The 15,275-nt window shown below is 34.9% G+C and carries 14 protein-coding genes; 2 read left to right on the plus strand and 12 right to left on the minus strand.

The genetic code is table 11. The features are described from left to right. Positions 1–31: 31 nt before the first annotated feature. From C0Z22_RS04985 to C0Z22_RS05035, 11 genes are all read right to left on the minus strand, one after another. Positions 32–631, minus strand: a complete 600-nt coding sequence (locus tag C0Z22_RS04985; protein WP_103217240.1) for a hypothetical protein — start codon at positions 629–631, stop codon at positions 32–34. A gap of 191 nt (positions 632–822) precedes the next feature. Continuing rightward, positions 823–1,740 (minus strand): hypothetical protein, encoded by a 918-nt coding sequence (locus tag C0Z22_RS04990; protein WP_103217241.1) that lies wholly within the window; start codon positions 1,738–1,740, stop codon positions 823–825. Between the two features lie 70 nt (positions 1,741–1,810). Next, positions 1,811–2,380 carry a hypothetical protein gene (locus C0Z22_RS04995; RefSeq protein WP_103217242.1) on the minus strand — a complete coding sequence of 190 codons (570 nt, stop codon included), beginning with the start codon at positions 2,378–2,380 and terminating at the stop codon, positions 1,811–1,813. 37 nt (positions 2,381–2,417) lie between these two features. After that, on the minus strand, positions 2,418–2,999 hold the full coding sequence (locus C0Z22_RS05000; protein WP_103217243.1) for a hypothetical protein: 582 nt from the start codon (positions 2,997–2,999) through the stop codon (positions 2,418–2,420). Beyond that, positions 2,999–4,576: a hypothetical protein gene (locus C0Z22_RS05005; protein ID WP_103217244.1), complete on the minus strand. Its 1,578-nt coding sequence runs from the start codon at positions 4,574–4,576 to the stop codon at positions 2,999–3,001. Before C0Z22_RS05005 ends, C0Z22_RS05000 begins: the two co-directional genes overlap by 1 nt. 25 nt (positions 4,577–4,601) lie before the next feature. Next, positions 4,602–5,942, minus strand: a complete 1,341-nt coding sequence (locus tag C0Z22_RS05010) for a cytochrome P450 (protein WP_103217245.1) — start codon at positions 5,940–5,942, stop codon at positions 4,602–4,604. 12 nt (positions 5,943–5,954) lie between these two features. Next, on the minus strand, positions 5,955–6,887 hold the full coding sequence (locus tag C0Z22_RS05015; RefSeq protein WP_103217246.1) for a hypothetical protein: 933 nt from the start codon (positions 6,885–6,887) through the stop codon (positions 5,955–5,957). Positions 6,888–7,019: 132 nt separating this feature from the next. Beyond that, positions 7,020–7,595 carry a hypothetical protein gene (locus C0Z22_RS05020; RefSeq protein ID WP_103217247.1) on the minus strand — a complete coding sequence of 192 codons (576 nt, stop codon included), beginning with the start codon at positions 7,593–7,595 and terminating at the stop codon, positions 7,020–7,022. A gap of 74 nt (positions 7,596–7,669) precedes the next feature. Next, positions 7,670–8,650 (minus strand): PHB depolymerase family esterase, encoded by a 981-nt coding sequence (locus C0Z22_RS05025; protein WP_103217248.1) that lies wholly within the window; start codon positions 8,648–8,650, stop codon positions 7,670–7,672. 119 nt (positions 8,651–8,769) lie between these two features. Then, a complete protein-coding gene (locus C0Z22_RS05030) occupies positions 8,770–9,216 on the minus strand; it encodes a hypothetical protein (protein ID WP_103217249.1) in 447 nt (148 codons plus the stop codon). 169 nt (positions 9,217–9,385) lie between these two features. Then, on the minus strand, positions 9,386–10,741 hold the full coding sequence (locus C0Z22_RS05035; protein ID WP_103217250.1) for a hypothetical protein: 1,356 nt from the start codon (positions 10,739–10,741) through the stop codon (positions 9,386–9,388). 95 nt (positions 10,742–10,836) lie between these two features. On the opposite strand from C0Z22_RS05035, the gene C0Z22_RS05040 reads away from it, so the two are divergent. Then, positions 10,837–11,310, plus strand: a complete 474-nt coding sequence (locus C0Z22_RS05040; RefSeq protein ID WP_103217251.1) for a hypothetical protein — start codon at positions 10,837–10,839, stop codon at positions 11,308–11,310. A gap of 38 nt (positions 11,311–11,348) precedes the next feature. Next, positions 11,349–13,613: a hypothetical protein gene (locus C0Z22_RS05045; protein ID WP_146037797.1), complete on the plus strand. Its 2,265-nt coding sequence runs from the start codon at positions 11,349–11,351 to the stop codon at positions 13,611–13,613. On the opposite strand, the gene C0Z22_RS05050 is transcribed toward C0Z22_RS05045, so the two are convergent. Next, the gene (locus tag C0Z22_RS05050; RefSeq protein ID WP_158246819.1) at positions 13,606–15,261 is read right to left on the minus strand and encodes a S8 family serine peptidase; all 1,656 of its coding nucleotides are present in this window, start codon (positions 15,259–15,261) and stop codon (positions 13,606–13,608) included. The genes C0Z22_RS05045 and C0Z22_RS05050 overlap by 8 nt on opposite strands. Positions 15,262–15,275: the final 14 nt, after the last annotated feature.

The raw sequence follows: 15,275 nt of genomic DNA on the forward strand, positions 1-15,275 counted from the left end.
TTGAGATCAAAATTTGTCACGGTAAATATTTTTAAGCGACATTAAAATTATCATCTGAATCTTTTTCGTATTGTTTCATGCGATGATCGACATCCATTAACCATAATAATCTTATTGATGAAATAATTAGAACAAGCCTGACTATGCTATGCAGATAAATTAATGGTGCGAATGCTTGATTTCTGATTTCATTAAGGCTCATTAAATTAAATACTAAGAAAAAGAGAGCTACTATAATTGTCATAAAAGTTGAAATACGAGGTTTTTTTATTTTCAATAGGCATGCACTACAACTCAAATAGATAGTTCCCATTAAAACGGCCACAAAGAAATCAAGATTGGGTTTCAAACCTTGTGCAAATAAGAATATAAAGCCTAAAATCATCCAGAGAGTGTGTCCAATTAGTATCGAAGAACATAGAAAGCGCCACTTTGTGATTAGATTATTTCGCGCTCTATTGGCCTCATTTTGTTCTAGCTTGTTGTGTATGAAGACGGTCAAAGAAAATGTAATTGAGATAAGAAATAGTGGTACTAATGGTGTTATCCCTAAGTATCTCACAAATAGAAATCCGAATAGTCCACCAATACTTGATATAAGTACATTAGTCGGTTTTACTTCTTTCTTCATAGACTCTCCCTGAATAAGTTATTATCAATTGGGAAAGCCTAGATACAAAACTTTGAATTAAATATTATTTTAGAATTCAATCTATGTCGGCGCTTTATTCGAAATTAAAGATAGTTAGATGATGTGGCCAAAAATACCCTAAAATTATGCTTTTAAAGCGGAAATCAAAGCATTGCCAAATAAATATGTTTTTAGCGACACTCACCATAAATAAGATACTTGCTAAAGGCCGCATACTTTTCTCCCATAGCTAAGCAGCGATCAACTGCAACTGGACAAGACATGGGTATTTGGTCCATGGCCTTCTTGATATTTTTACGCATAAATTTCGATGTATAGGAATTACAATTTATCCCTTCATCCATTCCTTCATCAACAAAATCGGCCATATCGATATCACGAGTTGCTTTAAATTTCCCGTCTATACATTTTATCACACCGGTTCCAGTGAGGTCTTCATTAGTAAGAGGATCAATTCCTTTACCAAAGAGTTTCTGATAAAAGCGCATCCCTTGAAAGTTAGCGACAAGATCACCATTTGAAACAATGCCATTAAAGAATCCTCCCCACATGATATTTTCTGCATTCTTACCATAGTGAATTATCTCTTTAATTGATAGGCCATGTTCTAACTTTCGATAATAGAGGTAGCCGACATTAAATAGATGGCTAAATTTGTCACTTCCAACTAGAGCATCATTTACTTTTAGTAATGGAGAGTAAGGAGTTAGATTCAAAATTGGTTTATAGATAAGTGGAATATAGCGAAAGATGGACTCACTCTTTTTTGTCTTTACCAGATATTCTTTTCCAATTCTTCCCTTGTCGATATAGCGTTGAAGTGGAGCGCTTACAAAGAAACCTTTAAAACTTGCAACTAATTTCTTTTTAACTTTTCGACGTATTGTATATTCGCTACATGATTGTCCAAATATCTCATCCGCATGATTTGCTTCAGCAACGGCCGATCTAATTTTTCCATTAACGTACTTATTAACTTCATCTAAAGCATCATCCTTAACAATGGCCTTATCACGATGTGTGAAGCTATCAACTTCCAAGGCATACGAACTAAAATTGAAACAAATAAATACAATAAGAAATTTCATGAAACGATGCTAGCCCACAGGTAACAATCAAAATATTTAAAAAATCTTAATTTTCTAACTGCGTATATTATTAAATGTCCTTGCCCTCTGTCGTAACTGAAAGTACTCCTGACTCAAAAGGATCATTTATATTAATAAAGTAATAGCATTTCGAATTATCTATCATAAAACCATTAGGTGTTTTAGAAGACATTTGCATACGCCAACCTCTAGCAAGAATTGGTACATCCACCTTTATCAGCGCACCTTTAGTGTCATAGTAGAAATTAACCATAGTCATTTTTAAAAAAGATGGGTCATCTCTAAGCTCACTACCGTGTAAGATATTAAATGTATAAACCATACCAGAAGATTGCTTGGCCTTTAGCACATAGGCATGCTCAGGTATTGCAAAGTAATAAAAAGCTCGCTCAAAATCCTTGATACACATATCTTGTTGGCCAAAACGATTTTCAATCATACCAAGGTTATCTCGGGCCTCAATTCCCCTATCACGCCAATTCTGATCGAGGCGTTCATAATCACTTAGTTCCTCTGAACTAGGCTTTCGCTCATCATCTTTCTTATTACTAGAACAAGAGAAAGCCGAGACTAAGATAAAGCAAATTATAAATATAAGGAGAGTGAGATACTTAATCATAAGAAGCTCATCGGGCATAAGTGTATTTAAACAACCATCAAAGTACTTTTTTAAGAATATTTAACTTATGAAATAGGCCCTTAAAGCTATCGGTATTCCTACTAGGTTCCGCTCGTTGCTTAGAAGCTAGGCCTTGTTCAAAACAAAACTGATTATTGATCTTTGCCGCAACACCAATTTTTCCAATCTTCTTTTGTAAGAAAGTCTTTGAGGTATTTTTTGGATATTGAATTTCATCCCAAGATTTCTTTAACGGCATAAGTTTGTAAATATCTAACTGAAATTCTTTTTGCGTGTACATTAACTCTCTATAGAAACAGCGTAAAATCTTGACTGACATGATATTACTTTGCTTATCATCGCTAGTGTATAGGTTCTCAATTGCGGCAACAACCTTATGAAGTGAATCGGTCATCGTTTTCTTAGCTTCAGCAGAAATTTGTAATGTTGATATCGCCTTATTAAGATCAGCAATTGGCCTTTGTGCATATCCATCAAAGAGACTCTTATCAAGTAATTGAGAATCAACATATTCTTTATACTTTCCAAAGCCAATGGCCGCGATAATTGTCGTGACAAATATTAGTATTAAAATTACCAGAACTTTCTTTTGTGACATTAGTAAAAATCATCCTCTTTTAAGCTATTTCGTATTTCCTGTAGCTCAAGAGTGTGTCCTGTCCCGAGACCGAGGTGATCATTTAAGTAGAGATCATCAATCACAATACTTAACGAATCTTTAACACTAGATGCATAATAGTCGTTATACATATCAGTATCTTTCATTCTCTTATTTAAATTATCCTTTATCGCAGATATATTATTTTTAAGTAGCTCTAAGGTTTTTACAGGATCTTGCTTAATATAGGCTTCATGAAATACTGAAGCAACAATTCGAGCTGAAGGATAAGCCGCATAATCAGCAGAACTCTCTGCTTCAATTTTATCAATCAGTTCATTGGCCATTTCATTATCATACATTTTTGGCCCCCAATCAGAGACAATTAAAGTCGATAAGTGCAATCCTATCGGATTAAAATATTCACCTTGAGCACGAGCAAGAAGCACTTGTGCTTCAATGCTTCCTGGATTTTCCTTTATATAGTTTATTGTGGCACGCATTCCATTACTTGATAGGTAAGCATGTTTTGAATAATCTAAGAAATCTCTTACATAACGAACGTCACCTTCATTATTATAATCTCCCTTACATACTCGACAAGCAGCTTCAACTCGTGCCTTTTCATCGTCACTATTATAAGACAAGCAACAGTCCTCACAAGCGTAAGAAAACTCAAATCCCTCGCCATGAGAATAGCCTAGGTTATGAAGTTGCTCATGGAAGAGAGTTTTTCTAAGTTCATTTCTTTCTGCATCACCTTCAGGAGTAAACTCTAGAGATGTGGGTTGACCAGGATTGATGGCCATATAAGGGTGTTTAACTTTCCCACCATATGCGTCCTGTGTTTTTTCTGAAACAGAAGCATAGGCCAGAGTTCCTTCCCAGTACTTCATGTCATCGGCACGATCTGTACACATTACAGTAACTTCATTTTTACTAAGAAGTTGTTCTAAATCATATGCAATGCGAGTTGAACCCACGGGATTTTTAATATCTTTTCCTAGCTCCTTTAAGCATGCAATACCGTCATGAATAGAGCTCTTTAAGAAATTTGGAAAATCCTGTCCCCATTTAGAAAGACAAGCATTTTCAATGCGATAACCAAAGTCAGTAGGTAGGAATCCATCATCAAAGCTTGCACTGACTTTATTAACAAGAGCAGATAGCTCGCCAATTACAGACTTCGATTGTGGTAAATGGCATTCTTGTTTCTGAATTAAGCTTTGAGTGTTTTTGTATTTTATTTCGAAGACGCCATCAAAATCCTTATCAACCTCAATTGTTGCCTGAAATTGAGAATCATTTAGTTTTCGATAACTAACCCTACGATCAATTTTCCCATCACCGTTGGTATCTTGTAATGTTTGTTTGTATATCTCTTTTAGGTTGAACTTCGTGATAAACTCAAATTTCCCATCGCCATTTCGATCTTCTTGAATTTCAACAATTTTCTTTCCAAGACTTATTTCGATGCGATCGATCTTACCATCTTTATTGATATCAATTTTCTTATGGCGTAATTTTTGAGCTGCATAAGTATTAAAAAATAAGGAAAGGACTATAATAAATCTCATTCCTAAATTTTAACATAAATTGGATTTATCGACGTATAAATTCTAAAGAAATTTCACGATCACTACTGAAAACAAATTTTTGCTTTGGTTTTACTTGCGCTAAATCACATGCTGGCCTGATATGATAACTTCTTAATATATGGGCAAGAATGAGCTTTACTTCAATACTTGCCATTTCACGCCCTAGACAAGTACGTGTTCCTGTTGAGTAAGGAATATATGCTTTCTTCTGCTCACTTGTTAAATGATAAAAACGCTTTGGATTAAATTTATCGTGATCTTCACCCCAAATTTCTTGATTATTGAGGATTTTACCCAGAAGTGAAAAGACGATTGTCCCCTTCTTAACTTTGAATGTAATATCTTCGCTTGTTAACTCTTCATCTTCTGCTGCTTCTCTAAACAAGATAGGGAAGGCCGGCCTTAAGCGAAGGGTTTCTGCAACATAATTTTCCAAGAATTCATTTTTAATTATTGAATTTGAATCGTTAAGATCTAGTGTAGCTAACTCTTGATATAATTCATTTTGTAATTCTTGATTTTGAGCTAGAAAGTAAAGGGCCCATGTTAAAGAGACCGCTGTTGATTCAAAAGAAGCTCCTACTAGGCCATATATTTGACCAATAATTGCTTCAGTATCTAGGCCTTGATTTTTTAAGTGAGTAATTAATGTATAACTAGTTGTTCCTTTCTCAACTTTTTCACGAACAAATTGTTTTCCTTCCTTAATAAATTTAGAAAATCGTAGGTTGCTAAGCGTTGGTAAGTATTTCCACATTGGGCCATAGTTCATTCGCTTAGTAAGTTCAGCAATAAGAAATTTTTGAAAGTAATAGAAACTATCGCTATCTGCATTTGAATTTGTAATTTCCTCTTTATTAATTTGAAAATTATGTTCAATAAAGAACTCACTTGTGATGGCCAAAGCAATTTTTCCCATCAATACTTCAACATCATCAACAATTGAATGATCATCAAATAGTGGAAGTGACTTTTCAAGTCGCTTGCTTGTAATATCATATAGGTTTTCTAATACCTTAGGTGTAAAGAAATGGACTAACTCCCCTCTTAAATCCTGCCACGTTTTACCATCGGCATCTAGAATTGAGGGCCTCCCTTTATTGATGTGTTTAATCTCATTAAGGGTACTTCCTTTTAAAAAAGTATTTCTTTTTTTAACAATTACTTCTTTATAGAGATCATAATTTCCGATTACCACAATATCTTTATGAAAAATTTTAAAACGATATGAATCTCCAAGCACCTTGCTTTTCTCATTAAGCTGATCAAATAGACACTTTTTGAAGTCTAACTCTCCAATACTGCCGATTACAGGTAATGTTTTTAAGCTTGGAATTGTACTCATATTAACCTTCTTTTATAGTCCTAAAATATCGCCAATTCGATCAAAGATTCCTCTTGCAGTATCAGCAACAGGCTTCTTTAGGCCGTATTCAACTGTTCTTGGAGAAGTAACAAATCCAAGTGCCTCATATTCTCTTGCATCTAGTTCAACAAGAGAGTCTTTAATACAAGATTTTTCAACTTCATCTATTTTAAGTGAGCCTGTTTTTAAGTAATTCTCAACACAATTTTTCTCTTCTTTCGTATTAATTGCAGCAGTAAGAAGAACAGCTGAAACTGTTGGTGCAGGATATTTCATATCAAGCTCACCTTTTCCAACATAGTTTCTAAGAACAGATAATCCGTAATTGGCCCCCTCTTCATCATTTGATTCATAAGCAGAACAGGCAGCAATACTAGCAACCTTAAAAGACGAATAACTTGTTGAGTAGCTAACACAAGTAAACTGTTGCTTTGAAGAAATTTGATTACAATATTCAACGACTTTATCATCAATATTAAAGTCTTCTTTTAAGTAATCCACACAAGCAGGCGAAGCATCAAGTAGTCCGGCCTTTACTTTTTGAATAATAAGTTCCTTTTTGTTGACGCCTATACACTCAACATCTGCATCAACAGAACAATAGGCCATATCACCTGCGATATAACAGTCTGAATTACTAAAATCTATTTTTTCATTATTGTCACAAATTCTTTTTATACTAAAAGTAGCATTGGCCTTTGCTTGTTTCGTTGCCGCCAGTTTTGCCTTAGTTTCAGCAAAAAACTTTCCTTCAACTTTTGATTCACCTTGTGAGCGAAGACTTAGATCTGCACGATCACCATATTCATGCAGGCGAATCTCTTGGTACTCAACACTATCCATTGCCTGATCAGCAATTGAGATCGCTCCATGGGCCATAGAATTTAGCAAGAAGAATGCAAGTAGTGATAGTGTTTTTTTCATAAGTCATTACCTTTAAAAATTGTACACCTATAGGCCAGCTGTCCAAAAATGAAACAGGCATAGTCCTCTAAAGTGCTAAATTCTTTAACAAATTAAGTATTCAAGGTAATAAGTTGCAAGGGATGGGCCAATTTAGAAATTTGTTTCGTAACCGCTTTCTTTAAACTCTAATTCACGCCATACACTTTTCCAGTCATCCTTAAGTAGAGTTGACGGCGTAAGTCTTGCTTGATTAGGTGTATCTTCTTTGAGCTCGATTTTCTCAAGGCCAGAGATGAGAAACATTTTATCTTTATCGAATTCAATATAAAAATCAGATTGGAATAAATGTCCCTTTAATGTCTTTCCCTTTAGGAGTACGAGGAGATAATCACTTGTTTTACATTTCTTATCAAGACGATATAGAAGCTCGCTTTTTGCGTTGTAATAGGTTTTGCGCAAGTCCCCCAAGTTTAAGCGCTTCTTACCAATCATAGGAAAAGCGATATTCTCTTTAAGTAGATAAGAAACTGTAGTCGGGGTATCTGGATAGTTAGAATAATATTCTTTAAAGCATTCTTTGTTAAAGAAGCTACCTCTGGTTGTAGCAGCAAGTTGAGACCTTACTTCATAGACCTGGTCAACAATGTGATCGTTGGAATAAGTTGAATATTCATAGAAATCGACAACGACTTCGCCTGCTATTACAGGAGTCGAAATAGTTATCAAAATAAATATTAACTTAGCAAAATGTCTCACAATACAGTTTGTTTACCATAAAAATATAGTGTTTCAATAAACACTTAAGGTTTTTGTAAAATATCTAAGACCACGGCCTTGATTATACGCATTTGTTGGCCATCTTTCAGGTGATAATTAGCTCCTGAATGTCCCCACCAGTCCCAACAACCGTGTGGATTTCTTCCAGGAATTACTGATTTCTTTGCTTGAGGAAAAAGAACAACAACATCAAGCTTATCAGCAGCTTCTTTTATTCCAGTATCATTAATATAACTCATGCCAATATGATCTACAGTTTGCTTACAGCCATGAAAAGCTACATGCAGGTCACACTTTCTGTCACCTTTACAACGCGAAGGAATATAGAGATATGCCTTGTCTTGTAATAGTGGCGTGAATGCTCCAACATCAAAAGCTGTAAAATGCTTGGCCTGATCAACTTCAACTGTTTTTCCTTTGAAAGTAAAACGTCTTTGCTTCTTTTCAGGATAGAGCGCACTAAGCGACTTCAAAGCACCATTGTAATTACAATTTCCAATATATGGAACTTCTGAAAGCTCACACTCAACTCCTTTATTTTCAGTAGGATAAGTATGGCCAGCTGCTAATGTACCCTCGTACTCGAGATTTTTAACACCAAAGAAAGCATACAAGTCTCTAAGTTCTTCACTTACGCTAGAAACGACTGTTTTATCGTTTTGCCCAGAAAAAATATAAACCTTATCATCTTTTAAATTTGTCGTAGGATCAATAAGGCCCATCATGGCCAATCCACTGGCAAATACATACGACTGATATGCACTGCCCCAGGCACCATTTCCCTTCATACATGTATTTGTCGCCAAGGCCACAGAGCCCTTTGCGCAGTAATAAGGGCCTGCTGCAAATATAGCTGCACCTTCTACTAGGTTGCTATTGGCAATGTGAAACTGATGAGCAAAGAAGCCTCCTGAGGAGATCCCTGATACAGTAATTTTCTCACTCAGGTTAAGAGCGAATACATTTGAAACTAAGATTATATAAATAGCTAAGATTATTTTCATTTTTGCTTTATAGAACAAAATCTATCGAATTTAAATGAGCGTGAAATAAGTAAAGGGGGGCCTCCTCACAAAGCCCCCAATTATGCTAGAACAATCAGCAAACCCCTAAGAATTCTTGATTATTCGACAACAATAAAGTTGAATTCACATACGTATTTTCCGCCACCGAACATACCTTTTTTGTAGAAATCAACATCTCCAAAAACATATCCGATAGTTGTATTGATGATTCTGTTTCTCATTTTCATACACTCAGTATATGACTTATCGTAGTTATTAGTGATTTTCTGTTTAATTTGCTTCTTAGATAGTACTTGCTCGTAACTATCAAGAGTTGTTCTGATTTCACAAATGTGATGGCTACCACTTTTTCTAGTGATAAATTCAAATTCAATACCTTCAACTTTGATATCTTTGATTTCATCATACTCAACTTCTGCGTCAAGACATGCTTTCTTGGCCTGCTCCTCTGTGTCATAACGATCTATTTCGATGCTTGATGATTGAAGCTTTGCAAAAGATGATAAAGAAAATACTGCACATAAAATTAAAAGTAGGTGTTTCATAAGTTTCCCCTCTGTTTTTCAATTGTTAAAAAATAATGTTTTTTCTTGAGAAACTTATAGCCAATGAGACTACTCAGGTCAGTTTAAGAAAGGTAAAGTTAAAAGTGAAAATGTATAAACTCTCTTAACTTTACATTATCTCTGGAATTTTGTTGGTAATTTCGGATATTTAGCTAATTCGTCGTTGAAAACCTAGTACAACAAGGGAAAAACCGAAGATGACAAGCCCCATAACTTTATAAATACGAGTTGGATCAAAAGAGATATTTAACTTAACCTTCTTCGGTGTATATGGACTTAATGGATCTAGAGAAATTAACCAGCCACTTATATTAGCTTTTGAATTCTTCGAGTTTAAAATGTATTTTTGATCTGAAATTAAAAGTTCATAACTACTTTCATTATTTTGTTTTGAGATTTTGTCTAAACGAATATCAAAAGGAAGTTTAAATTCCTTATTATGAAATTTAAGATCATAGAATCTTCCTTCACTATCAATAATCTCTCTCGTTTCACCTAATTTCATTTGATAAATTTTTTGAGTATTTCCCTTCTCATAAAACTTAAGAATGTCACTATCATGCTTTTTAAAATTACTGCTATAGCGATATTCTAATTTTAGGCCAGTATCCTCTAAAAAGTTATTTAAGCGGTACTTATAACTATCACCAACAACTTCTAACTTAACTTTTTGCATTTTACATTCGTTACCTAAAGAATAAAAACCATCTTCTTTAAGAGCATATTTATTAGTTAAACAGTATTCTTTTTTGAGCAATGATATTGACTTTCTTCTTGTGTACACTGAACAAGCAGGGTTCACATTTGATAAATTTTCCAAGCAATTGAGCATTGATTGATTAAAAAGAACGATCTCCAAATTACCATCCTTTATACTAGTTGGATGATCAAGACGACTTGAAGAAAGATAAATCAACTCACTATTGACTCCCGAAAGATAGCGAGACTCCTTCAAAACGACAGCACTATTATCTCCTGTACTTTTAAAGTTTGCGTGAAATTTTTCGCTATAAGGTAGGTATGAAATTAGATAAACCGGACCAAAATCGAGATTTAGGCCTTGAGGTCTTACTGAAAAATTTAGATCAATATATAAAGTTTTTCCGCTAGATCGCTCTCTTAATTGAGCTTGGTACTGATCGAGCATAGCAGTTTTAACTTCCGACTTCTCTAAGAGTTCTATATGACCCTTAATTGATGTGAAAGTTGAGACTATCGTCGAGACACAAATAGTAATTAAACCAATATGTGTTAAATGAATACCTAGTAACCTAGTTCTTATTGGAAACTTTTTAAGAAAACTTACGACTAATGATAATGTTACAAGTGAAAGTAAGAAGATAAAAAATGGGCCATTAAAAATTAGGGAATTTGAAATCTTCGGGCCATATAAATAATCGACTACCGCACCTATGACCAAATAAAGGACAAAAATGATGACTAAAGTGATAGCACTATAAACACTACTAAAAGAATGATTTAGTTTTGATAAGACTTGTCTCATGACAATAGAATAACTTGGGTCAAAATATCTGTCTACGTGCTAAAAAAGCGCTAAAAGACGTAAAGCACTTCATTAACCAACCGATAATATAAGGTATGAGAAGAGCTATTATAATTACACTTTTACTACTATTTAATTTCACGGGCCAAGCTAATAAAAATCAAGATTTAGAATGGGAACATGACTTCAGTTTTGACAACATTCAGGTCTGGAAGAATTCTCATAAGAGACTAACAGTCGAGGATAAGAATTCATCGAATAAAATTGAGAATTATAATAAAGAAAAAATAAGAAAATACTTAGATCAAAGAAACAAAATACTCAAGTATAGCGATTTCTCACAATTTAAAACAGAGTCCTTAGACTTCACGAAAAAGAAAAACTATATTCAAGTCTATAAGCTTGGTAGCTATAAAAACTCAAGATCCAAAACAATCTACTTAGCTGAGATACATCGTCTTTATAAAAATCGCACGATTATCACAATGCTAAGCTCTGAAAAAAAGATATCAAAATCAGATATAAAAGACTTAAATGAAAAATTCAAATTTGTTACGGAGCAAAGATAATGAGAAAACTTTGTACCGTACTTACTCTAATTATAAATATGTCAATTCACGCATTTGTCCCAATGAGTAATTATGAATTGGATCTTAGTGTTGCACAGACTCAATGCTTAGAAATTGGAAACCTTAATATTCTTGATGAGGCAAATTCACAACAATTATGTGAAATTGTTGTAAACTCACCTGCCTGCGAAGATGTTGAAGCAATAGATAAAAGAAAATGTGATCCGGGCCTTATAGTCGAGAGCAATGTTGCTGTTGATTTTATCTCTTGCCTACAGGGTCTTTGGGGTTCTGCGGTTGAGTTTATGAAGTTCATTGGTTCAGTCGTCGATTATATTATTGATGATGAGTATCGTGGAGAAAAGAATGAAGAGCTCCTTAATACCCTTCAAAGCGCCAAACATATGCTCGCTATGGAATGGTCGCGCTCACTAAGTGAAACTGATGGTATAGGGCCTTTGCATTATATCAATGCAGCAAAGCACTTCTCAAAAACAATGGGAACAATTATTTTTAATATGCTCCAAGATGCTTATTATTCGACGCAAGCAAACTACGCTTGTCTTTCACCAGCGGCAAGAACAAAAGCAATATGTCAATTTGCGGGTTCTTATGTTATTCCACCAACAATTGTCATAGCAAAGGTTGCGAAATTTCTATTAAAGTCAAAAACTGGTATAAGTCGCTATACTCGCGAAGACTTTGCAAAAGAAGAACTCGAAAATAATATTCACGAGAAAAAAGATATTGATGATGAAGATGTCGTTGAAACAAAAGGGCCTTATTCAGAAGAATCAAGCTTTTTAGCAAGACTCGATTTATCACTGGCCAAAAGAGCGTTTGAAAAACCTGAGCAGATCACAGAGATTTCAAATGCGCAGACAGAAGGAATATTAAAGGTAATCAATAAAATTGAGCTTCCACATCGAATAGATATTATTGAAATTCAAGGAAAGAAAACAAAACGAATTGTTCTTTATGAAGGTGATCTTGTAGCAGCAAAATCAGATGCGGCCAAAGAACTACTTGCATACATGAAACAAACGGGAAGAAGTCAGATCGTTATCTCACCTCAAGAGATGTATCAAAGAAGTAGTGCTCTTCTTGCATCAGATAAAACAACATTCGTCTCAGGTACAGGTCTTGCAAATATCCTACGCCTTAATGAGAAGAATAGTCTGAATCAGAGCAGGGCCTCTGCAGCAATTGAGGCAACGATGATTGATTCATCAGATGAAAACATAATTAGACTTGCAAAAGAGTTAAATGATCAAGGCTTCTCAGTTCGTGTTATAGAAAGAAAGGCCGTTAATAAAGAGACGAATCAGAATGTAACTAAAAAGGCCCTACAATTTAATAAATTTGCTGCAGATCAAGACAACCCAGCAGTAATTAGACTAAATAGATTCAGAAATGAAGATTTCAGACAAAAGATAGTCTTTTATCCAGATGACCTAAAGAAAGCGCAAGGCTCTTCAAATAGAGGTACTAGAACTGTCTCATTTAATTTTTCAAACTTAAGAGAGCTAATTAATGGAGGCCATGCTAATACTCTGCCTCATGAGTTTAGACATGCTAAGTTTGAATATAATCGCTCAATCGGAAAAGAATCCGCTTACGATCTACGTGTTCAACACTTAAAACCAGACGGCAAGCTTCATGATGGAAGAACTTATACAAATTATTTTTCAATGGAAGAGCTTTATAACCACGCACAAGATATTCAAAGTGTGACAAGAAAGATTCAGAAAGACCCTCAAATAGGTTTCACACTAGAAAAGGTCGCTGCAAAGGCAGATACGATAATCAATATTGCGAAAGGATTCAAAGTACAAAACGACTCTCTTAACTTGAACTTAATGTCGAGAATTCTTCCCTCGCAACTTAGTAGGCCTATTAGAGATCAGGGCACGTATAAGATAAATGTTGGGAGTGATAGTTATGTTAAAATAATAAAAGATAATAATAACTATTTCTCGATTGTTTTAAAAGATGATGATGTCGAACACACGGTACCAATGACATCAGAAAACTCAAAAAATGTGCTTAGAAACTTCATCAGAAATGCAGATAATGCAGCTCAAACAAATGATATGAATACTATTGCGAGTGAGTTAAAAACTGTTCTAAGAGATGTGGTTGCTAAAAACAATGAAAGAAGAAATCTCATTCGTTCAATTGAGCCAAGAGCAAAGGCATTAAAAGAAGCAGTTAAAAATACTGATTACTCTAACAAAAGCTTAGAAGAAATTAGAGAGCTGTCACGCCAGCTCTCGCAAGCTACAAAAGGTCGTGTTAATTAGACTTTGTTTTTAACACGGCCTTGTAAAAGGCTTCAGGATCAACGATCCCACCACTTTCACATGGAAGCCTTCCGCTTTTTGGAATATAGGCAGTTGATAGAAGCAGCTCTTTTAATTTTAAAGGAGAAAGCTCTGGATTAATTTTGTGTCCTTTTAACAATACGTTTGTCACAAAAGGAGCGGCCATAGAAGTTCCATTTAATGGAATTGTTCCACCACCTGACTGAGCAGAGACAACACCTTGCCCCGGGGCGAAGATTTGTACTTTCTTGTTTCCAAACTTTGAAAAGCTAGCTGGTTTATATGTGTCCATCTTCTCCTTTTCAAGTGTTGCCGTATTTAGTGCTCCAACTTTAATCATATTATTGTAATCATAGCTTGCTGGGTAATTGTCGTTTCCTTTTAAATCGAGATCAAGATTTCCACGAGCGTTCCCTGCTGCCACAACAAAGATAGTCTCTGGATTTTCAACGAATGTATTTTCTAGATAATAGAATGATTCACGTGGTGCCGACATTGGTGCACCAGGATAACCAATAGCAAAGCTCATATTAACAAATTTAACATTCTTCTCTTTAATATATTCTGCAGCTTTCTCTAAGTGATCAGAGATGGCCACATCTCCAGCAAAACCAACAAGGCCGTACATATCTAAATCTTTTAAAGCAAGGGCCGCTACGTGGGTTCCATGAGAAACAGGATATGGAGTATGAATAAGGGAATGCGTTTCACGAATATTGTTATTGTCTAACAGGAGGCTTAGGCCAGCATCATCTTGTCTTTGCCAACCCCAAGAATCATCGACTCTCCCATTTCCATCATTATCAATACCATCACCTACTAAATCAAATGGCGAGTTATATAATTTATGAGTTAATGAAGGGTGCATAATATCAAAGCCTGTATCAATAATAACAACAGGCTCACGAGTCTTGTCTTCAAAGATACTTAATCTACGCTCGTATTCTTCATTTGAAAGATTAAATTTTTTAAGCTGATCACTAACATTAAAAGGTACAACTTCATTATACTGGCCGATCAATTCCCCAGATGGTGTGAATGCCTTAAACTCTGAAACGAGATTAGCAAGAGGCGCTTTCATATTATAAACAACTTCGTAGTATTTTGAGACCTCGCCATCTTTACCAAGAACATCAATTCGATAAGGCTTTACAACAAAGAAGTCATCATCATTAGTTTCATCGTAACGGTAATGTTTAATTCCAATTTGCTTATATGAGCTTTGTGAGATTACCCATTGTTTTAAAATTGTAGGATCTTCGGCATCACCTTTCATAAGAATCTTTTCTTTTATTTTGTCTGAGACAATGCCATTTTCATCAATAACGTAAACACTTTTTAAGCGCTCTCCATTGTCAAAATATTCAAACTCAGCATGATATGTATAGATACCATCAGAACTCCAGGAGTCATTTGTTAGCATACGCCCTTGTTCATCGTATGTGCTAGCTCCCGTTTTTGAGCCCGTCTTTAAATATGTTTCAAAAGAAGACGTCAGTTTATTATTTTCACATTGGTAGGTCGTTTTCCAATTTCCATCGATTACGATTTTATTCGTTGGACAAGAAGCGGCCATAAGTGAAAGTTGAGATAAAATAAGAGTTGTTGCTGTTGTGATATATTTCATGCCACGGTTTTTAC

The sequence above is a fragment of the Halobacteriovorax sp. DA5 genome, from assembly GCF_002903145.1.
GTDB lineage: Bacteria > Bdellovibrionota > Bacteriovoracia > Bacteriovoracales > Bacteriovoracaceae > Halobacteriovorax_A.